This is a genomic window from Cellulosimicrobium cellulans (genome assembly GCF_024124905.1).
GTDB lineage: Bacteria > Actinomycetota > Actinomycetes > Actinomycetales > Cellulomonadaceae > Cellulosimicrobium > Cellulosimicrobium cellulans_G.
This window is the reverse complement of the sequence record NZ_JAMXST010000004.1, coordinates 368,147-389,167: the sequence shown is the minus strand read 5'-3', so window position 1 is coordinate 389,167 and position 21,021 is coordinate 368,147. Positions and strand designations below refer to the sequence as shown.

Sequence of the window (21,021 nt, the reverse complement as noted above, 5' to 3'; positions counted from 1 at the left end):
CCTCCGTCCACAGGGGCGCGCGCGTTCCCGGGCACGAGGCCGCTCCGTCGGGCACCCTCGCCGGGTGCCGCCCGCTCTCGCCCCTCCGTCGCGCTCCCTCGATCCCGCCGCGTCCCCGTCCCCGCCGGCGCGTACCGCACCCGCGGGCGAGGCCTGGCTCCGCGTCACGGTGCACCCCGCGACGGACGTCCTGCTCCCTGCGGGGGCGCGCCTGGGCGACGTGCGCGCCGGTCTCGCCGACCTCGTGTGCCGACCCGAGCTGCGCACCGCCGCCCTGCTCGTGGACGGCGTCCCCGTCGACGACGACCAGCGCTGCGGGACCCGGCCCCTGCTCCCCGGGGCGACGGTCGCGCTCGCGCCGCGCGGTCGTGCCGGGGCCACCCCAGCAGGGGCGGCGCGCCCGGACGCCGTGCTGGCCGCGCCGTGGCACGTCGCGGTGCTCGGCGGCGCCGACGCCGGTCGCCTGGTGCCCGTGGGCCGCCACGAGGCGCGTCGCGGCCTGGCCCGGGTCGACGACCTGCGCGTCCGCTGGCGCAGCACGCGCCGGGGCGCACGGGTCCGCGTCCGCGCACCGCGCGGTACCCGACGCGTCCCCGACGACGCGGCCGTCCTCCTCGCGCGACCGGCCCGGGCCGGTCGCCGGGTCCCGTCGTGGCGCGAGGTCCGCTGGCGCGAGGGCGACGCGCTCGTGACGCGTCGCGGCGGCTACGCCCTGCGCCCGCGCCCCGATCTCGTGCACGGTCCGCGCACCGGCCCCGCCGACCCCGCCGCACGGGACACGTCGCCGGGCCGACCGAGCGGGAGCCATCTCGCGGCCGCAGCCGCGCCCGCGGTCGCGTCGCTCACCCTCGCCGTGGCGTTCCGCCAGCCCCTCTACGCACTGCTCGCGCTCGCCGGGCCGCTGGCGCTCCTCGTCCCCGCCCTCGTCGAGGCCCGCCGACGCCGCGCGGGCCGACGGCCCGGTAGCGCGCCGGGACCGGCGTCCGTCGCCCGGCCGACGTCGGACGCCGGCCGCGCGCTCGCAGCGACCCCCGTCGACCCGCTGCGACCGCGGCCCGCGGACGCGCTCACCTGGGCGACGGTCGCCCGCATCGCCCCCGTCGTCCCGGCCCGCGCCACGGCTCCGCCCGTGGTCGGCGCCGCTCCGGCCACGCTCCCCGCCGGGCCGGGCGACGGCACCGCGGGCTCCCCGGTGCTCCCGGTGCGGCTGCCCGACGGGTGCGTCGCCGTCGTGGGCCCGCGCCCCGCCGCGCTCGCCGCGGCACGGGCCGTGCTCGGGGAGCTCCTGACGACGGGTGCCGTGCCGACGGTCCGGCACCCGTCGCACGCCGCGGCCGACTGGGCCTGGTGCCGCTGGCTCCCGCGCGCCGGCGTCGTCAGGTCCCTGGACGACGCACGGCCGGAGCCCGGTGCGGCGTCCGTCCTCGTCGTCGACGGCGCCCCCACCGCGGGCGAGCTCTCACGAGCCTGGGAACGGCTCGCGCCTGCTGCGATCGACGTGCTCCTCGTGCTGGACGACGCGGCGCGCGTCCCGGCGTGGTGCCGGACGGTCGTGGACGTCTCCGGCCCGACCGCCGTCGTCGCCGGCCCCGACGACGCGCGCACCGTGCGCGAGCACGTCGGTGCGAGCGCGGAGTGGGCCTGCGCCCTCGCCCGACGGCTCGCGGCGGCGGACCACCTCGGCCGGCTCGTCGGCACCGACCCGGACGGTCACGAGCCCGGCGACCCGACGGCGCCCTCGCTGCCGCCGGACGTCTCGCTCGGACACCTCCTCGGCCTGCCGGACGCGCCGAACGACCTCGCCGCGTGGGTCGGCGCACGCTGGCGGGACGCGACGCGACGCGACGGCTCCGGGCTGTGCACGGTGCTCGGGGTCGGGCCCGGGGGCGCACCGGCGACGGTGGACCTCGTCCGCGACGGCCCGCACGTGCTCGTCGCCGGGACGACGGGCGCCGGCAAGTCGGAGCTCCTGCAGACCCTCGTCGCGGGGCTCGCGCTCGGCCGTTCTCCGGAGGAGCTGTCGTTCGCGCTCGTCGACTTCAAGGGCGGCGCGAGCTTCGGGGCGTGCGGCCGGCTGCCCCACGTCGTGGGCACGGTCACCGACCTGGACCCGGGGCTCGCCGGGCGCGCGCTCGCCGGGCTGCGGGCGGAGCTGCACCGGCGCGAGCGCGTGCTCGCGGCCGCGGGGGCGACGAGCGTCGACGAGCTGCCCCGGGGCCGGCTGCCGCGGCTCGTCGTCGTGGTGGACGAGTTCCGCGCGCTCGCCGACGACCTGCCCGACCTGCTGCCCGGCCTGCTGCGGGTCGCGGCCCAGGGCCGCTCGCTCGGCGTGCACCTGGTGCTCGCGACGCAGCGGCCCGCCGGGGCGGTGAGCCCGGACGTGCGGGCCAACATCACCCTGCGCCTCGCCCTGCGGGTGGTCGACGTCGCGGACTCGCGCGACGTCGTCGAGTCGCCGCTCGCGGCGCTCGTCCCGGCCTCGGTGCCGGGGCGGCTCGTCCTGCGCCGGGGCGCTGAACCGCCGCTCGCGGTGCAGTGCGCCCGCGCCGGGGCGCCGTCTCCCGTCCCGGCGTCGGGTGCCCGCGCTGCTCCCCCGTGGGCCGTCGCACGCAGGCTCCCCCGTCGCACCTCCCGGGCCGACGACGACGCTCCCGACGCAGGAGCGCCCCGAGCCCGGGACGACCGGCTTTCCCGGATCGTCACCGCGGCCCGCGACGTCGCGGAGCGCGCCGGCCTGCGCCCGGCGCCGCCGCCGTGGCTGCCCGCCCTGCCGGACCGGGTCGCGCAGGACGACCTCGCCGACGTCGCACGCACGGCCGCGGCGGCGGCTCACGACGCAGCCCTCGGGCCGGGCGGGCTCCCCGACGACCCGGCGCACCGGGGTGGCGGACGAGCCGACCTCGTGGACGGTGCGGCGCGCACCGAGAGCACGACGCTCCCCGTCGCGCTCGGCGACGCGCCGGACCTCCAGCGCCGGACGGTCGTCCGGTGGGACCCGCGCGACGGGCACCTCGCGGTGCTGGGCCGCGCGCGCTCGGGTCGGACGACGGCCCTGCGCACCGTGGGGTGGGCGGCCCTCGAGCGCGGCTGGACGGTCCACGCCGTCGGCGAGGGGCTCGCCGACCTCGCGTCCCACCCCGGGACCGGGACGGTCGTCGACCGCCGCGACCCGCGCCGCCTCGCCCGCCTCCTGCGGCTGCTCGCGGGTCACGACGACGGGCAGGAGCGCCCCGCGGGGATCGACGGCGCCGACAGGACGCTCCTGCTCGTGGACGACGCCGACGCCGTCCGGTCGGTGCTCGCGGGGACGGCGGGCGGGGCCGGCGCGGACGCGCTCGCGGACGTGCTCGCCGGCCCCACCGCCGTCGCCGTCGGGTGCGCCGGCCCGACGGTCGCGGGGTTGTCGTCGCTGGTCGCGGTGCGTGCGGCGATGGTGTCGCGCGACCGGCACGACGACGTCGCGCTGGGCGTGCCGTCGCCGTTCGCGGGGCGGGGAGGTCCGGCGGGGCGTGCGGTGTGGCTCGGGCCCGGCGAGCCGCTCCTGTGCCAGGTCGCCCTGCCCCCGCAGCGACCACCGGGGCCGACGCCGGGGCCGACGCCGGGGAGCCCTGCGACCCCGGCCGGCCGCACCGGGACGGGTCCTGGGGGCGGAGAGGGGCGGCCGGGCGCGTTCCGGCTCCTGCCGGTGCCCGAGCGGGTCGTGACCGCCGAGCTCGCGTCACCCGCCCCACGCCCCGCAACGTCCGGACCACGCCCGGCCGGGGCCGTGACGCTCCGGGTCCCGGTGGGCCGGGGCGGCGACACCGCCGGCGCCGTCACGCTGGACGTGTCGCGGGGAGCGCTCGTCGTCGGACCGCCCGGCTCGGGGCGCACGAGCGCGCTCGCCCTCCTCGCGCGGCACCTGGCGCGCGAGGGCGTCCTCCGGGCGGTCGTCGCGCGCGACGACACGCTCGCGGCGGAGGCCGGCACCAGCACGACCGTCGTGCGGCGCTACGCGCCTGCCGACGTGGGTGCGCTCCTCGACGCCGTCACCGCCGGCACGCGCGAGGGCACCCGCAGGACCCCGTGGGAGCGCACGGGCGAGCTGCCGGGACCGCCCGGGGTGGTCGTGGTCGACGACCTGGACGTCCTCGCCCAGCTCTGCGTGGTCGAGGGCGAGCGGCTCGCGGCGGCGTGCCGGGACGGCCTCGTGCTCGTCGCGTCCGCGACGACCGGCGGGGCGGCGTCGGCGCTGCGCGGTCCGCTCGCGGACCTGCGCGGCGTGCGCGCCGGCATCGTGCTGGCGCCGGCCGAGCGCGGCAGCGCCGAGGTGTTCGGCCGCGGCCTGGAGTGGCTCGCCGAGCCGGGGCGGCCGCGGCCCGGGCGCGGGGTGCTCGTCCAGGGCGCCCGGCTCGCGCCGGTGCAGCTCGCGCTGCCCCCGGCGGGCGCTCGACGCTCAGAGGCGGGCGGGGACGAGCCGTCGGAGCCTCGGTCGTGACGCGCCGGGAGGGGTCAGGCCGCGGCCCGGGAGTCGCGGGTCGTCGCCTCGACGACCGGACGCAGCATGAGCATGACCAGGACCACGACCGCGAGCACGAGCGCCGCGACGACCCACGGCGTCACGCCGACCTGGAGCGAGCTGATCGCGACGACTCCCTGCAGGATCTGCCACGTCGCGACGGGCGACCGCGCCCAGCGCTGCCCCCGCAGCAGGCCGCGCATGCTCGCGGCGAGGACCGCGGCGACGCCCAGCGCGAAGACGACGAGGAACACGCTCACCCCGAACGACTGCGACCCGCCGCGCGCGAGCTCCACGAGGAGGAGGACGGCGCCGACGACGAGGACCGCGACCTCGATCCCGACCCCGACGAGGAGCGCGGTCAGCGCCGGGGGCCGCACCCCGCCGTCGGGCGCCGGGTCGGGCGTCGTCGGGGGCTGCTCGGGCGAGTGTCCGGAGGGCTTGCGGGGAGGCACGATCACCCAGCGTACGCGCCGACCTGCGGCTTCACACCCGTGTGACGAAGACCTCACGATTCATGCGACGGAAACTTTCTCGTAACCCCTTGTGCTGCGCTTCACGAGGTGTGAACCTGGTTCAAGCATCAATCACCCCCCGCCTCGAGCCCTGGTCCAGGCAGCCCCCTGCCGGGCATCACCGCGACGAGTCATCACCTCGCGACCAGGCTCCCCTCTGCCAAGGAGACGACGACCATGGACTGGCGCCACCGCGCAGCCTGCCTCGACGAAGACCCCGAGCTCTTCTTCCCGATCGGCAACACGGGCCCCGCGCTCCTCCAGATCGAGGAGGCGAAGGCCGTGTGCCGCCGCTGCGACGTCGTCGACACGTGCCTCAAGTGGGCCATCGAGTCCGGGCAGGACGCCGGGGTCTGGGGCGGCCTCTCCGAGGACGAGCGCCGCGCCCTCAAGCGTCGCACCGCCCGCGCGCGCCGCGCCGGCTGACACGCTCCACCGCGCTCCGCCCGCCACGGGCGTCGAGCAGCAGGTCGACGACGGGCCGTCACCCTCCGGGGTGACGGCCCGTCGTCGTACCGGGCGGTCGCGCCACGCGGCGCCACCGGGCCGTCCCTCCGGCCGGCCCACCAGGCGGTCGCGCCAGGCGGTCCCGCCGGGACGCGCGCGTTCAGGCCTGGCGGTTGCCGTCGCGCAGGACGAGGGCGAGCACGACTTGCGTGCCCCCGCCGGGACGCGGCGACCACTCGATGGTGCCGCCGAGCTCGTTCGTCACGAGCGTGCGCACGATCTGCGTGCCCAGCCCGCTCTTCGCGGCCTTGCCCGCCCGGGCGACGTCGCCGTCGGGCATGCCGACGCCGTCGTCCGCGACCACGATGCGCAGGGCCGAGCCCTCGCGCTCGACCGCGACCTCGACGGTCCCCGTGTCCTGCTTCGCGAGCCCGTGCTCGACGGCGTTGGTGACGAGCTCAGTGAGGATGAGCGCGAGCGGCGTCGCGTCCTCCGCGGGCACGAGGCCGAAGCTCCCGGTCCGGACCGTGCGCACGCTCGTGTCCGCGGACGCGACGTCGGCGGCGAGGCGCAGGGCCCGGCCCACCATGTCGTCGAACTCGACCTCCTCGTCGAGCGTCTGCGACAGGCTCTCGTGCACGAGCGCGATCGTCGCGACGCGGCGCATGGCCTCCTCGAGCGCGGCACGGGCCTCGGGCACGTCCATGCGCCGGGCCTGCAGCCGCAGGAGCGCCGCGACGGTCTGGAGGTTGTTCTTCACGCGGTGGTGGATCTCGCGGATCGTCGCGTCCTTGGTGATGAGCTCGCGTTCCCGGCGGCGCAGCTCCGACACGTCGCGGCACAGCAGGACGGCGCCGATGCGCTGGCCCGACTCGGTGAGCGGCAGCGCGCGCAGCGACAGGGCGACGCGCTGCGCCTCGATCTCCGTGCGCCACGGCGCCCGGCCCATGACCACGAGCGGCAGCGACTCGTCGACGGGGGTCTGGTGCTCGATGAGGTCGGCCGTCACCTCGGCGAGCGACCGCCCGACGAGCGGGCCGATGACGCCCAGGCGGTGGAAGCAGCTCAGCGCGTTGGGGCTGGCGTAGAGGACCTCGCCCTCGGAGTTCAGCCGGATGAGGCCGTCGCCGACGCGCGGGGCACCCCGGCGCGGGCCGGTCGCGGCGTTCGGGAAGGGGAACTCGCCGCGCGAGATCATCGCGACGAGATCGTCCGCGGCCTCGACGTAGTTGAGCTCGAGGCGGCTGGGCGTGCGCCCGCTGCCGAGGTTGGTCTGCCGCGCGACGACGGCGATCGCGCGACCGTCGTGCACGACCGGGATGGCCTCCTCGCGCACGGCGTACGCGCCGAACCAGCGCGGCTCGCGCGAGCGCTGCGAGCGCACCTCGGTGAGCGCGCGCTCGAGCTGCGGTCGCTGACCCTCCGGCGCGAACGAGCCGACGATGTCGTCGTAGTGGACGGTCGCGCCGGTCGACGGGCGGCACTGCGAGACCGCGACGAAGTTGCCGTCGGTCGTGGGCAGCCAGAGCACGAGGTCGGCGAACGCGAGGTCGGAGATCACCTGCCAGTCGCCCACGAGCAGGTGCAACCACTCGTTGTCCGCCGGGCTGAGGTCGGCGTGGCGGGAGATGAGGTCACTCATGGCAGACACGGACCCCAGCGTAGAGGGGTCGGACAGGTAGAGTCCCCTCAGCGCCCGCGCGCGCGGTCGCCCGAACCCGTCGACCGACCTGCGACCGACCCGTGGCCGACCCGCCCGGGCCGGCGGCAGGTCGACCCAGGGCCCGAGGAGGTCCCGTGCACCTGAGCGTCGAGCTCCGCTACCCCGCCGCCGTCCCCGTGGTCGGCGCGATGCTCGCCGACGAGGAGTTCGTGCGCTGGCGCGCCGCGCGCTCCGGCGGCGACGGGGCCCACGTCGAGCAGGTCGACGTCACCGGCAGCGCCGCCGAGGGCTTCACCGTGACGGTCCGCCGCACCCTGCCCACCGACCAGATCCCGGCCCACGTCCGGTCCTTCGTCGGCGGCCAGCTCGAGATCCGGCAGGCCGAGGCGTGGGAGCCGGAGCGCGACGGCGAGCGGTCGGGGACCGTGTCGCTCGAGATCACCGGCGCCCCGGTGCGGCTCACCGGCACGGTGAGCCTCGCCCCGGACGGCGAGGGAACCGTCGAGCGCTACGCGGGCGAGGTGAAGGCGTCGGTGCCGCTGTTCGGGGGCGCGATCGAGCAGGCCGCCGCGCAGGCCGTCCGGGCCGCCCTGGCGGCGGAGGAGGCCGCGGGCCGGGAGTGGCTCGCCCGCTGAGGGCGCTCGCGGACTCGCACGCGCCGGCGGAGCCGGTCTCGAACCGGTAACGATTTCCCCCGAACCCGGCCGATCGGTAGGTCACGAGAACGCCCTGACCTGCGACGATGCGTGAGTGGGAGCGCGACCACACTGCGTCACGACCTTCCGGCGCTTGACACGGGTTCCGCGGGGAAAGCACGATCAGGCCGTTGTGTGGAAGCGCTACCACTTGGAGGTGGGAGCGCTGCCACGACCCCGCCCCACCGACAAGGGAGTCACCGTGCTGAGCAGCACCCGTACGACCCGCCGGCCCCGCAAGGCGATTACCGCCGTCGCAGGCCTCGCGGCCATCACCCTCACCCTGACCGCGTGCTCGAGCGGCTCCGGCTCGAACGACGACGAGACGGGCTCCGGCGACGGCGAGAAGATCACCCTCACCGTGGCCACGTTCAACGACTTCGGCTACAGCGACGAGCTCCTCGCGGCGTACTCGGAGTCGCACCCGAACGTCACGGTCAAGCAGACCAAGGCCGCGAAGTCCGAGGACGCGCGCACCAACCTCACCACCAAGCTCGCCGCCGGCGGCGAGGGCCTGGCGGACATCGAGGCCATCGAGGTCGACTGGATCCCCGAGCTCGTGCAGTACCCCGACCTCTTCACCGACCTGGCCGACCCCGAGCTCGACGGCCGCTGGCTGGACTGGAAGGTCCAGCAGGCCACGACGCCGGACGGCAAGCTCATCGGCTACGGCACCGACATCGGCCCGAGCGCGATCTGCTACCGCCAGGACCTCTTCGAGGCCGCGGGCCTGCCGACCGATCCCGCCGAGGTGGCGGAGCTCCTCGGCGGCGCGGACGCGACCTGGGACGACTACTTCGCGGCGGGCAAGACCTTCGTCGCCGCGAGCGACGCGGCCTGGTACGACTCGGCCATGTCGATCTCGCAGGGCATGGTCAACCAGATCGACAACGCCTACGAGGAGTCCGACGGCACGCCCAAGGACCTCGCGACGAACCAGCCGATCATCGACATCTACAACACGGTCGTCGAGCAGTCCACGACCAACGAGCTCTCCGCGGGCCTCGAGCAGTGGACCGACGACTGGAACGCCGCGTTCCAGAACGACGGCTTCGCGACGATGATCTGCCCGTCGTGGATGACGGGTCCGATCGAGGAGCGCGCGGGCGGCGTCACCGGCTGGAACGTCGCGGACGTCTTCCCCGGCGGCGGCCTCAACTGGGGTGGCTCGTTCCTCACCGTCCCGGCCTCCGGCCCGAACGCCGAGGCGGCCAAGGAGCTCGCCGCGTGGCTGACCGCCCCCGAGCAGCAGGCGATCGCGTACTCGAACGCCGGCACGTTCCCCTCGCAGGTCGAGGTGGCGAACTCCGAGGAGGTCAAGGCGACGACCAACGACTTCTTCAACGACGCGCCGGTCGGTGCGATCTTCTCCGCCCGTGCGTCGTCGATCGACAGCGCTCCGTTCAAGGGCGCGAACTACTTCGCGATCCACACGACCGTCCAGGACGGCATCAAGCGCGTGGACGTCGAGAAGACGGACGACGCCGCGTCCTCGTGGCAGAAGACGCTCCAGTCCTTCCAGGACCTGGGCCTGTGACCTGACGGGGCCGGGGCGGCACCACGGTGCCGCCCCGGCCCCGCTCGCGTCCACCGCCGGGCGCCGCCGCCCCGGCGGCCGCCCGACCGCCACCCGCAGTCACCAGCAGCCCAGGAACCTCACATGGCCGTCCTCTCGCCCACCCAGCCCTCCCCGGGGCTCAGCGGGCCGACGCCGCGCACGCCGCGCCGCGTCGGCTTCTCCCAGCGCCTGAGCCGCTGGGACGTCAAGGTCTCGCCCTACCTCTACATCTCGCCCTTCTTCATCCTGTTCGCGATCACGGGGCTCTTCCCGCTCGTGTACACGGCCGTGGTGTCGGTCTACGACTGGAACCTGCTCGGCGGCCAGGGCGACTTCGTCGGCCTCCAGAACTACACGGACGTCCTCGCGCAGCCGACGTTCTGGAAGTCGCTGCGCAACACCGTCTCGATCTTCGTCCTGTCGTCCGTGCCGCAGGTGGTCGCCGCCATCGCGATCGCCGCGCTGCTCGACCAGAACCTCCGCGCCGCGACGTTCTGGCGCATGGGGGTCCTGCTCCCGTACGTCGTCGCCCCCGTCGCGGTCTCGATGATCTTCGGCCGCCTCTTCGCCGACCAGTACGGCCTCATCAACGAGCTCCTCGGGGTCGTCGGCATCGAGCCGATCCGCTGGCACGCGGACGCGCTCGCGAGCCATGTCGCCATCGCGTCGATGGTGAACTTCCGCTGGACCGGCTACAACGCGCTGATCTTCCTCGCCGCGATGCAGGCCGTGCCGCGCGAGCTCTACGAGGCCGCGATCATCGACGGCGCCGGTCGCGTGCGCCAGTTCTTCTCCGTGACCGTCCCGCAGATCCGCGCGACGATCATCTTCGTCGTCATCACGTCGACGATCGGCGGCCTGCAGATCTTCGACGAGCCGCGCATGTTCGACGCGCAGGGCCTCGGCGGCGCCGACCGCCAGTGGATGACGACCGTGCTCTACCTCTACGACGTCGCCTGGGGCAACCAGAAGAACTTCGGCCGCGCGGCCGCCGTCGCCTGGCTGCTGTTCCTCCTCATCATCCTCGTCGGGATCGTCAACTTCCTCGTCACCCGACGGATCGCGACGTCGAACGCCCAACCACGACCGCCGCGGTGGGTCCGTCGTCGCCGCGAGACCCAGAAGCGCCTGCGCGCCGAGCGCGCCATGTCGGCGCAGCGCTCGAGCACGGGTGACACGGATGCCGACACGACCGCCGCCAGCACGACCGACCGGAGGAAGCGATGAGCTCCGTCCCCGTCATCGCCCAGACCGCCGGGCCGGGTGCGGCCCGCGCGGCCGCCCGACGCCGCCGCGCCGGGAAGAACGTCGGCGGCACCCAGCGCCGCCCCCGGTGGGTCACGTACACGATCCTCGGGGTCGTCCTGCTCGTCTCGATCTTCCCGCTGTACTTCACGCTGATCCTGGGCTCCTCCACGCCGGAGGAGATCTCGCGCAGCGCGCTGCCCCAGCTCCTCCCGGACGCGAGCCTGTTCGACCGGTTCGCCGAGGTCATGAACTCGGACGCGATCAACTTCTGGAAGGCCGCCTGGAACTCGGTGGTCGTCGCGGTGCTCACGTCGCTGTCCGTCGTGCTCTTCTCGACGCTCGCGGGCTTCTCGTTCGCCAAGCTCCGGTTCCGCGGGCGGGGGCCGCTGCTCGTGTTCGTCATCGCGACGATGGCGGTCCCGACGCAGCTCGGCGTCATCCCGATGTACATCCTCATGTCGGACCTCGGCTGGATCGGCAAGCTCCAGGCCGTCATCGTGCCGGCGCTCGTCACCGCGTTCGGCGTCTTCTGGATGACGCAGTACCTGGGCGAGGCGCTGCCGTACGAGCTCATCGAGGCGGCCCGCGTCGACGGCGCGTCGATGTTCCGCACGTTCTGGTCGATCGCGCTCCCCGCGGCGCGACCCGCCGCCGCGATGCTCGGCCTGTTCACGTTCGTGCAGCAGTGGACGAACTTCTTCTGGCCGTCGATCGTGCTCAACCAGAACAACCCGACGCTGCCGCTGGTGGTGCGGTCCCTCCAGGCGAACTTCTTCGTCGACTACTCGCTCGTGATGGCGGGGATCTTCCTCGTGACCCTGCCACTGATCGTCATCTTCATCTTCACCGGCCGCCAGCTCGTGGCGGGCATCATGCAGGGCGCCGTCAAGGGCTGACGCCCGGCGCCACCGCGCGGCACCCGGTCGCGCGCCACCTCGGCGTGGCGCGCGACCGGCCGTGCGGCCGACCGTCGCGCGGGCAGCCCACCGGCCCTCCCGCGTGCCACTCCTCGACCTCTCGAAGGACAATCGACCCATGACCAGCTTCGTCCCGTCCGCGCCCCTCCTCCCGAACCCGGCGACCGCGACCGGGCGCGTCGAGATGCCCCCGGGCTTCCTCTGGGGCGCCGCGACCGCCGCGTTCCAGATCGAGGGCGCCGGGCACACGGACGGTCGGACGGACTCCGTGTGGGACGCGTTCGCCCGCGTCCCGGGCGCCGTCGTGAACGGCGACGACGGCATGGTCGCGTGCGACCACTACCACCGGTACCGCGAGGACGTCGCGCTCATGCGCGACCTCAACCTCGGCACCTACCGGTTCTCGACCTCGTGGGCCCGCGTGCGTCCCGACGGGGGCGCCGTCAACCCGGCCGGGCTGGCGTTCTACGACCGCCTCGTGGACGAGCTGCTCGGCGCGGACATCCTGCCGTGGCTCACGCTCTACCACTGGGACCTGCCGCAGGCGCTCGAGGAGAAGGGCGGCTGGACGTCGCGCGACACGGCGTACCTCTTCGCCGAGTACGCGGTGACGATGCACGAGGCGCTGGGCGACCGCGTGGGCGTGTGGACGACGCTCAACGAGCCGTGGTGCTCGGCGTTCCTCGGGTACACCGCGGGCGTGCACGCGCCCGGTCGTCAGTCGCGCGAGGACGGCCTCGCCGCGGCGCACCACCTGCTGCTCGGCCACGGTCTCGCCGTCCAGGCGCTGCGCGAGCGCGCGCCCGAGGCGAACCTCGGCCTGACCCTGAACTTCACGGTCTCCGACCCGGTCGACCCGCAGGACCCGGCCGACGTCGACGCCGCGCGCCGCATCGACGGGCAGTTCAACCGGATCTTCCTCGACCCCGTCTTCCACGGCGAGTACCCCGCGGACGTCCTGGAGGACGTCGCGCCCTACGGGCTGCTCGACCACGTCAAGGACGGCGACCTCGAGATCATCTCGACCCCGATCGACACGCTCGGGGTCAACTACTACAACGGCGGCGCGGTCTCGGGGCACCCGCTGCCCGCGGCCGAGTCCGGCGGCGGGACGCGCCCCGAGGGCGTGCGCGACGAGCCCGCGGACGACGCGCCGGTCCGCGCGACGTCGTCCCCGTTCCCCGCCGCCGACGACGCGCACGACCGCTCGCGCGGGCTGCCCCGCACGGACATGGGCTGGGAGGTGCAGCCCGAGGGGCTGACGCGCCTGCTCACGCGCCTGCAGCGGGACTTCACCGGCCCGCGCGGCGTGGCGATGTACATCACGGAGAACGGCGCGGCCTACCCCGACCAGGTCGGAGAGGACGGCTCCGTGGACGACCAGGACCGGCTCGAGTTCATCGACGCGCACCTGCGCGCCACGCGCGACGCGATCGACGCCGGCGCGGACGTGCGCGGGTACTTCGCGTGGTCGCTCCTCGACAACTTCGAGTGGGCGCTCGGCTACACCAAGCGGTTCGGCATCGTCCGCGTCGACTACGAGACGCAGGAGCGCACGGTGAAGGCGAGCGGCGCGTGGTACGCGCAGGTCGCGCGCGACAACGCGGTGCCCGCGCGCGGCGCGTCCGCCGCGGACGCCACCGTCGGGGAGTGACGACACGGTGAGCGGGGCGGTGCGGTCGGCCGGGCGCGCGCGGGATACTGTCCTGATGAACAGCCTGCGCTCCGCGCCGACCCTGGACGAGGTGGCCCAGACGGCGGGCGTCTCGCGCTCGACCGCGTCGCGCGCGATCAACGGCGGCCTGCGCGTGTCGCCCGAGGCCCAGGCGGCGGTCGACGCCGCCGTCGCCCAGCTCGGCTACACGCCCAACCGCGCCGCCCGCTCCCTCGTGACGCGCCGCACCGACTCGATCGCCCTCGTGGTCCCCGAGCCGGACGAGCGCATCCTCACCGACCCGTTCCTCGCGGGCACGATGCGCGGCGTGAGCGCGGCGCTCGGCGGCACGGACCTGCAGCTCGTCCTGCTCTTCGCGCGGCCCGACGAGCAGCCGGGCCGCATCGTGCGGTACCTGAGCAGCGGGCACGTGGACGGCGCGATCGTCGCGTCGCACCACCGCGACGACGAGCTCGAGGAGGCGTTGCTCGCGGCCCGGCTGCCCGCGGTGTTCGTCGGGCGGCCGTTCCGCCCGACGCCCGACCTCCTCTACGTCGACGTCGACAACGTCGAGGGCGGCCGCCTCGCGGCGCGCCGGCTCGTCGAGGCGGGCCGCCGCCGCATCGCGACGATCGCGGGACCGCAGGACATGACCGCCGGCGTCGACCGGCTCACGGGCTGGCGCGAGGTGCTGCAGGGCGCCGGCCTGCCCGACGACGCGGTCGAGATCGGCGACTTCGCCGTCGCGGGCGGGGCCGCCGCGATGGAGCGCATCCTCGCCGCGCACCCCGACGTCGACGGGCTGTTCGTCGCCTCGGACCTCATGGCGGAGGGTGCGCTGCGCGTCCTCGCGGCGCACGGGCGCGACGTGCCGCGCGACGTGTCCGTCGTCGGGTTCGACAACCTCGCGACCGCGGCCTCGACGGTCCCGCCCCTCACCACGGTCCAGAACCCCATGGTCGAGATGGTCCGCGGTGCGACCGACCTCCTGCTCGACCTCGTCGGCGGGCGTGGGGACGAGATCGCGTCGCAGGTCCTCTCTCCCGAGCTCGTCGAGCGCGACTCGGTCTGACGCGGTCGGGCGGCGGCGCGTGCGTCGGGTGCCGCGGCGGCCCGGCCGCCGGGTGGGTGGTCGCTCGTAGCCTGGGCCCGTGACCTCACGACCTGTCATGACGCTCCTCCGCGCGGACGTCCTCGCGGCACGCTGGCACGCCCAGCAGCTCGACCGGGCACCGGGCACGGCCGCCGCGCCCGACGAGGTCGCGGTGCTCGACCTGGGGGTGCAGGACACCGGGCCCGACGGCGCGGCCTGGGCCCTCGCGGTGCGCGGCGTCCCGGGCGTGCGGCCGGGCAGCCTGCCGCCGACCCTTGCTCTCGCCTGGACCCTGCGCGGCGCCCCGCACGTCTACCGTCGCGCCGACCTCGCCGACGTCGCGGTCGCCACCGCCCCGCTCTCGGAGGCCGACGCCGCCAAGCGGGTCTTCGACGCGAGCGCGCCGCTGCGCGCGGCGGGCGTCGCCGTGCTCGACGCGCTGCGCACCGAGGCGCGGTGGGAGCGCGAGCTGGTCGTCGAGCCCACGGTCAAGGGCGACCTGTCGACGCGGCTGACGCAGCACCTCCCGGAGCCGCACCTGCGCTGGTGCCGGTCGTGCGGCGCGACCCACAGCTACGAGCAGACGTTCCGGCTCGCCGCGCTCCAGGCCGGGCTCGAGCTCGAGCCCGGCACGTCGCCGCCGGTCCTGCGACGGGTCCCCGACCTCGAGCCGTCGCTGTACGGACGGCTCGGGGCCGAGGCGGTGCCGCGCCTCGACGTCGTGCGCGGGTACCTGCGCTTCTTCCCCGCCGCGAGCGTCCAGGAAGTCGCCGGGTTCCTCGAGGCGCCGGTCAAGGACGTCCGCGCCCACTGGCCCGACGACGCGGTGCGCGTCGAGGTCGCCGACGCGGACCCGGGCGCGCGCCCGGTCGAGCGCTGGGTCCTGGCCGACGACGTCGAGCACCTCGCGGGCGCCACGGCGCGCGTCCGCGACGCCCAGCCCGGGGACGGCGCTCCCGTCGTCCGGCTCGTGGGGCCGTACGACCTGTACCTCCAGCTCCGCGACCGCCCGACGCTCGTCCCGGACGCGGCCCGCGCCAAGGACCTGTGGCGTGTCCTCGGCCGGCCCGGAGCCGTGCTCGCCGGCGGCGAGGTCGTCGGGACCTGGCGGCCCCGCGCGTCGGGGCGACGGCTCTCGGTCCTCACCGACCCCTGGGTCCCGTGGGACGCCGGGCTCACCGACGCCGTGGCCGAGCAGGCGGAGCGCCTGCGCGCGTTCCGCGACGCGGCCTCCGTCACCGTCTCGTCGGCGTAGACGGCACCCACGAGGTCCCGGGATCAGCGCTTCACGTGGCCGTAGCGGTGCGTGGTGCGGCTGACGGCCTGCTCGTGCAGGACCGTGAGCAGCTCGCGACGACCGCTCGCGACGACGGGGTGGTCCAGGACCGTGACCTCGCCGACGCGCTCGGCGGCGGCCTCGTGCAGCCCGGGTGCCGACCCGACGACGCGGACGCGACCCCGGACCGCGCCCGACGCGACGCGGCGCGCGAACTCCTCGTCGCTCACCGCGGCGTCGCCCGTGCTCGGCACGACGACCGCCGGCACGCCCGCCGTGCGGGCGGCGTGCAGGACCCGCTCGACCTCGACGGGGAGCGCGTCCGCTCCGGGGCGCACGGTGAGGACGTCCACCGGCCGGTAGCGGAAGACGTTCGACTCGGCGCGCAGGCCCGAGGGGTCGTGCGCCACGGAGAACTCCTGCTCCCACCACCGCGTGTCGTCGGCCTGCGCCCAGGTGAGCCACGCCTCGGGCGCGGCGTCGCGGGCGGGCGGTGCGGCGTCGGCGGGCGCGGCTCGCCCGGGCGCCCTGGTGCCCGACGACGTGCCCGCGCCCTCGTCCGCGGCCCCGCCCGTCGCGTCGGCCCAGCGGCCGAGCTGCGCGACGTAGTTCGGGCCGCCCGCCTTGGCGCCCGGTCCGACGGCCGACTGCTTCCAGCCGCCGAACGACTGCCGCTGCACGACCGCGCCGGTGATGTGCCGGTTGACGTAGGCGTTGCCCACCTGGACGGCGTCGAGCCAGCGCTCGACCTCAGCGTCGTCGAGGCTGTGGATGCCGCCCGTGAGACCGAACGGGACCGCGTTCTGCAGCGCGATCGCCTCGTCCAGGGTCGCGGCCGTCATGATCCCGAGGACCGGCCCGAAGTACTCGGTGAGGTGGAACGGCGAGCCGGGCGCGACACCCTCCTTGAGACCCGGCGTCCAGAGGCGCCACTCCAGGTCGGGGCTGCCGTCCAGCAGCCGCGGCCGCACGAGCCAGGACTCCCCCGGCTCCAGCGTCGTCAGCGCGTGCAAGAGCTTGCCCGACGCGGGCTCGGTGAGCGGGCCCACGGTCGTCGCGACGTCGGTCGCCGGACCGACGGCGAGCGAGCGCACCGCGTCCACGAGCTGGCGCCGCACGCGGCGCCCCGTCTCGGTCCGCGGGTCGCCCGCCGAGCCGACGAGGATCGCGAGCGACGCGGCCGAGCACTTCTGCCCCGCGTGCCCGAACGCCGACCGCACGAGGTCCGCGACCGCGAGGTCGAGGTCCGCCGACGGCGTGACGACGAGCGCGTTCTTGCCCGACGTCTCGGCGAGCACCGGGCGCGACGGCTTCCACCGCGCGAAGAGCTGCGCGGTCTCGATCGAGCCCGTGAGCACGACGCGCGCGACGTCGTCGTGCGTGACGAGGCGCGTGCCGAGCTCGTCGTCGGGCACGCGGACGTACTGCACGACCTCGGTGACCGAGCCTGCGTCCAGCCCGGCGAAGTCCCCCGGCGCGGCTGCGACGGCGTCGCGCAGGCCCGCGTGGATCGCCTCGACGGCGACCTCGAGGCAGCGCGGCGTGGGCGGAGCGGGCTTGGCGAGCACCGCCGACCCGGCCGCGAGCGCCGCGAGGACCCCGCCGACGGGGATCGCGACGGGGAAGTTCCAGGGCGGGGTGACGAGCGTGACGCCGGCGGGCGCGAAGCGCGCTCCCGGGACGCGCTCCAGGTCCTCGGCCGACCGGGCGTAGTAGTTCGCGAAGTCGACGGCCTCGCTCACCTCGGGGTCGGCCTCGGCGACGGTCTTGCCGGGCTCGTGCACCATCGCGGCGACGAGGTCGGTGCGCGCCTCCTCCAGGCGCCGGGCGACGGCGCGCAGGGCGGCCGCGCGGGCCGCCGGGGCGACCTGCGACCACGCGGCGGTCGCGCGCACGGCGGTCGCGACGGCGTCGTCCACCTGGGCGGTCGTGGTGAGCTCGGGCGTGCGGACGGGGACGTACCCGGAGCCGGTCCCGGTGACGTGGCGGGCCCAGTCGCGCGAGGCGGCGACGGCGGGGTCGGTGTCGGCCGCGTTCGCGAACCCGGTGCCGAACCCGGGGTTACGGGCGGGTTCGGCGCGATCGTGGCCGATGACCACGGGTTCGGCGGGCTGGTGCGGACCGACGGCGGTCGGGGCGTCCGCACGCGGGCGGCGGCGCGGCGTCACGTCGGCCTCCGCGTAGTGGACCCCGTGGCGCACGGACGCGCGGAACGCGGCCTCCTGGCGCTCCATAGGGCTGCCCGCAGGCGACCCGTCGGGCGCGAACATGGCGTGCAGGAAGTTCTGCTCGGCGGCGTTCTCCTCGAGGCGGCGCACGAGGTAGGAGATCGCGACGTCGAAGTCCTCGTCGCGCACGACGGGCGTGTACAGCACGACGCGCCCACCACGCCCCGCGTGCGGGCCGGACTCGACGCGGTCGGCCGCGACCTCGTCGCGCACGGCGCGCGCCTCGCCGGGGGCCATGCCCTGGAGCATCTCGACGTCGAGCGCGTGGCTCACGCCGCGGGCCCGGCCGAGGAGCACGGCGAGCGCGACGTGGAAGAGGTTGTGGCTCGCCACGCCGATGCGGACGGCGTCGGTCCGCGGCGCGCGCAGGGCGTGGTCGAGGAGGCGGACGTAGTTCGCGTCGACGTCGGGCTTCGTGGGGTAGGGCGCCTGCGGCCACCCGTGCAGCTCGGCCTCGACGGCCTCCATCGCGAGGTTCGCGCCCTTGACGAGGCGGACCTTGATCGGCGCGCCGCTGGCGGCGACGCGCTCGGTCGCGAACCGGGTGAGCCCGTCGACCGCGCCGAGCGCGTCGGGCAGGTACGCCTGGAGCACGATCCCGGCCTCGAGGTCGTGCAGGTCGTCGTGCGCGAGGATCTCGCGGAACACCGCGGTCGTGAGCGCGAGGTCCTTGTACTCCTCCATGTCGAGGTTGAGGAAGACGCCGTGGTCGCGCGCCGCCCGGTACAGCGGCAGGAGCCGCGCGACGACGCGCGCGCACGACCCGTCGAGGTCCCACGTGACGAGCTGCGACGCGACGGACGACACCTTGACCGACACGTAGTCGACGTCGGGACGCCGCACGAGCGCGAGCGTGCGCTCGAGGCGCGCGTCCGCCTCGGCCTCGCCGAGCACGGCCTCGCCGAGGAGGTTGACGTTGAGCGCGTAGCCCTCCGCGCGGGTCCGGGCGAGGTGCGGGCCGAGGCCGCGGCCGGCGTCGGCCACGAGGTGGCCCACGAGCTGGCGCAGGCGCACCCGCGCGGCCGGGACGACGACGCGCGGCAGCACCGGCGCGACGCCCGCCCCGACGCGCAGGAGGGACCGGTCGACCGGCCCGAGGAACGACCCCGCGCTGCCCGCGAGCTCGCCGAGGCGGCCGAGCGCGCGTGCGGCGACGTGCACGTCCTGGGGGCGCGCGACGTCGTCGACGAACCGGACCGCGAGCTCGAGGCCCGCGGGGTCGGAGACGAGCGCACCGAGCCGCTCGGCGGTCTTGCGGGCGCGGGCGTCGCCCGCTCCCTCGCTGGCGGCGAGCCAGCGGCGGGCCAGCGCGACGGCCTCCTCGACGAGGTCGTCCGGGGAGGTGAGGGTCGTGTCGCCGACGGCTCCGGGGGTGGGGAGCGGCCGGGCAGGCGCGTCGTTGCTCATCCCTCCAGGGTGCCTCGGGTCGCGGTGACTCGTCTTGTACGATCCGGGGCGACATGGCACCCGTCCGCGACAAACCGTGGCCCGAGGGCGCGGCGCTGCTCCGAGCGCTCAGCCCCGCCATGGTCGCGCTCATGGACGAGCTGCCGGACACGATGTTCTGCGCCAAGGACGTCACGGGCCGGTACGTCGCGGTCAACCCGGTGTTCGTCGCGCGGACGAACGAGCGCTCGCGCCGCGCGGTGCTGGGCCGACGCGCGCGCGACCTGTTCGTCGCGCAGCTCGCCGAGCGCTACGAGCAGCAGGACGCCGAGGTGCTGCGCGGGCGCGCGCTGCGCGGCGAGCTCGAGCGCATCCGGCGCCTCGGCGGCACGTCGGGCTGGTTCCTCACGTCCAAGCTCCCCGTGCACGACGACGCCGGTCACCTCGTGGGGATCGTCTCGGTCTCGCACGACCTGCGCGCGGGCGCGGCGGACGACGCGACGATGGACTCCCTCGCCGCGCTCGTCGCCGCGGTCGAGGCGGACCTCGGGGCGCGCTGGACGACGGCGCGGCTCGCCGAGGCGGCCGGGTGCACGCCCGCGGTGCTCGACCGGCGGGTGCGGCGCGTGTACGGCGTGACGCCGCGCCAGCTCGTCCTGCGCACCCGGGTCGACCACGCGACGCGCCTGCTCGCGGGGACCACGGTCTCGATCGGTGAGGTCGCGGCCGAGAGCGGCTTCTACGACCAGCCGTCGTTCACCCGCACGTTCGCGCGCCTGGCAGGCGAGACCCCGGCCCAGTACCGCCGCCGCACGCGCCGCTGACCGCCCGCGCCCTGCCGCCGAACCCTGGTTCTCTCCTCACCGCCTGCCAGTCCTGGGGAGAGATCCAGGGCTCGGCGAGGACCCGGTGGGGGCCGCGCGGTGGCGCGCGGCGGCGTCGGGCACGGAGACTGGCGGCATGACCTCCTCCAGCTCCTCCCCCGGCCCTGTCCCGACCGTCGACCTGCCCGGCGGGGCGATGCCGCTGCTCGGGCTCGGGACGTGGCAGTCCGAGGGCGACGACGCGTACCGCGCCGTGCGCCACGCGCTCGACGTGGGCTACCGGCACGTCGACACGGCGACGGGCTACGGCAACGAGGCGCAGGTCGGGCGCGCGCTCGCCGACTCGGCCGTGGACCGCGACGACGTGTTCGTCACGACCAAGCTCCCGCCGGACGCCGCGGGGCGCGAGCGCGAGACGCTCGAGGCGTCGCTGCGCGACCTCGGCACGGACCACGTGGACCTGTGGCTCATCCACTGGCCGCCGGCGGGCGAGGCGTCGCCGTGGGTGTGGGAGCGGTTCGTCGAGCTGCGGAACGAGGGCAAGGCCCGGTCGATCGGGGTGAGCAACTACTCGGTCGAGCAGGTCGACGTCGTCTCGGAGCAGGTCGGTGAGGCACCCGCCGTCGACCAGATCCCCTGGAGCCCCGCCGACTACGACCACCGCCTCGCGCACGAGCTCGCGCAGCGCGGCGTCGTGCTCGAGGGGTACAGCCCGTTCAAGCGCACCGACCTCGACGCGCCGGTCCTCGCGGAGGTGGCCGCGGCGCACGGCGTCACGCCCACGCAAGTCGTGCTGCGCTGGCACCTCGACCACGGGTTCGTCGTCATCCCCAAGTCGGTGACGCCGGAGCGCATCGAGGCGAACTTCCAGGTGACCGGGTTCAGGCTCACGGCGGACGAGCTCGCGGCGATCGACGCGCTCGGGCACCACCGGGGCGCGTGAGCGGCGAGCGCCCGCGCCGGGGGTAGCGTGACCCTCGGTGCCGCACACCCCCGCGGCACCGAGGAGAACCTCGAAC

14 protein-coding genes are annotated in these 21,021 nt (G+C 75.8%); 11 read left to right on the top strand and 3 right to left on the bottom strand.

Translation table 11 applies throughout. The features are described from left to right. Positions 1–64: 64 nt before the first annotated feature. Positions 65–4,477: an FtsK/SpoIIIE domain-containing protein gene (locus tag NHH00_RS21120; RefSeq protein WP_253053105.1), complete on the top strand. Its 4,413-nt coding sequence runs from the start codon at positions 65–67 to the stop codon at positions 4,475–4,477. A 14-nt stretch (positions 4,478–4,491) separates the two neighbouring features. On the opposite strand, the gene NHH00_RS13915 is transcribed toward NHH00_RS21120, so the two are convergent. Beyond that, a complete protein-coding gene (locus NHH00_RS13915; RefSeq protein WP_253053103.1) occupies positions 4,492–4,953 on the bottom strand; it encodes a hypothetical protein in 462 nt (153 codons plus the stop codon). 237 nt (positions 4,954–5,190) lie between these two features. On the opposite strand from NHH00_RS13915, the gene NHH00_RS13910 reads away from it, so the two are divergent. After that, complete coding sequence (locus NHH00_RS13910) at positions 5,191–5,439, top strand: WhiB family transcriptional regulator (protein ID WP_021481972.1); 249 nt, start codon at positions 5,191–5,193, stop codon at positions 5,437–5,439. A 181-nt stretch (positions 5,440–5,620) separates the two neighbouring features. Here NHH00_RS13910 and NHH00_RS13905 read toward each other — a convergent pair whose 3' ends face one another. After that, on the bottom strand, positions 5,621–7,102 hold the full coding sequence (locus NHH00_RS13905) for a sensor histidine kinase (RefSeq protein ID WP_253053699.1): 1,482 nt from the start codon (positions 7,100–7,102) through the stop codon (positions 5,621–5,623). Positions 7,103–7,257: 155 nt separating this feature from the next. Here NHH00_RS13905 and NHH00_RS13900 point away from each other — a divergent pair, with 155 nt between their 5' ends. The 7 genes from NHH00_RS13900 to NHH00_RS13870 all read left to right on the top strand — a co-directional run bounded on the left by NHH00_RS13900 (position 7,258) and on the right by NHH00_RS13870 (position 15,543). Further along, positions 7,258–7,758: a DUF2505 domain-containing protein gene (locus NHH00_RS13900; RefSeq protein WP_253053101.1), complete on the top strand. Its 501-nt coding sequence runs from the start codon at positions 7,258–7,260 to the stop codon at positions 7,756–7,758. Between the two features lie 262 nt (positions 7,759–8,020). After that, positions 8,021–9,355, top strand: coding sequence for an ABC transporter substrate-binding protein (locus tag NHH00_RS13895; RefSeq protein ID WP_253053099.1), 1,335 nt, complete (start codon positions 8,021–8,023; stop codon positions 9,353–9,355). 123 nt (positions 9,356–9,478) lie between these two features. Next, positions 9,479–10,603: a carbohydrate ABC transporter permease gene (locus NHH00_RS13890; RefSeq protein ID WP_253053097.1), complete on the top strand. Its 1,125-nt coding sequence runs from the start codon at positions 9,479–9,481 to the stop codon at positions 10,601–10,603. After that, a complete protein-coding gene (locus tag NHH00_RS13885; RefSeq protein WP_253053095.1) occupies positions 10,600–11,520 on the top strand; it encodes a carbohydrate ABC transporter permease in 921 nt (306 codons plus the stop codon). Before NHH00_RS13890 ends, NHH00_RS13885 begins: the two co-directional genes overlap by 4 nt. A gap of 139 nt (positions 11,521–11,659) precedes the next feature. Then, positions 11,660–13,195, top strand: a complete 1,536-nt coding sequence (locus NHH00_RS13880) for a glycoside hydrolase family 1 protein (RefSeq protein ID WP_253053093.1) — start codon at positions 11,660–11,662, stop codon at positions 13,193–13,195. 55 nt (positions 13,196–13,250) lie between these two features. Next, positions 13,251–14,267 (top strand): LacI family DNA-binding transcriptional regulator, encoded by a 1,017-nt coding sequence (locus NHH00_RS13875; RefSeq protein WP_141389217.1) that lies wholly within the window; start codon positions 13,251–13,253, stop codon positions 14,265–14,267. A 79-nt stretch (positions 14,268–14,346) separates the two neighbouring features. Further along, the gene (locus NHH00_RS13870; protein WP_253053091.1) at positions 14,347–15,543 is read left to right on the top strand and encodes a DNA glycosylase AlkZ-like family protein; all 1,197 of its coding nucleotides are present in this window, start codon (positions 14,347–14,349) and stop codon (positions 15,541–15,543) included. A gap of 23 nt (positions 15,544–15,566) precedes the next feature. Here NHH00_RS13870 and NHH00_RS13865 read toward each other — a convergent pair whose 3' ends face one another. After that, complete coding sequence (locus NHH00_RS13865; protein ID WP_253053089.1) at positions 15,567–19,199, bottom strand: bifunctional proline dehydrogenase/L-glutamate gamma-semialdehyde dehydrogenase; 3,633 nt, start codon at positions 19,197–19,199, stop codon at positions 15,567–15,569. 53 nt (positions 19,200–19,252) lie between these two features. On the opposite strand from NHH00_RS13865, the gene NHH00_RS13860 reads away from it, so the two are divergent. Together NHH00_RS13860 and NHH00_RS13855 are read left to right on the top strand one after the other, a co-directional pair. Next, positions 19,253–20,002 (top strand): helix-turn-helix transcriptional regulator, encoded by a 750-nt coding sequence (locus NHH00_RS13860; protein WP_253053087.1) that lies wholly within the window; start codon positions 19,253–19,255, stop codon positions 20,000–20,002. A 136-nt stretch (positions 20,003–20,138) separates the two neighbouring features. Next, positions 20,139–20,945, top strand: a complete 807-nt coding sequence (locus NHH00_RS13855; protein WP_253053085.1) for an aldo/keto reductase — start codon at positions 20,139–20,141, stop codon at positions 20,943–20,945. Positions 20,946–21,021 lie beyond the last annotated feature (76 nt).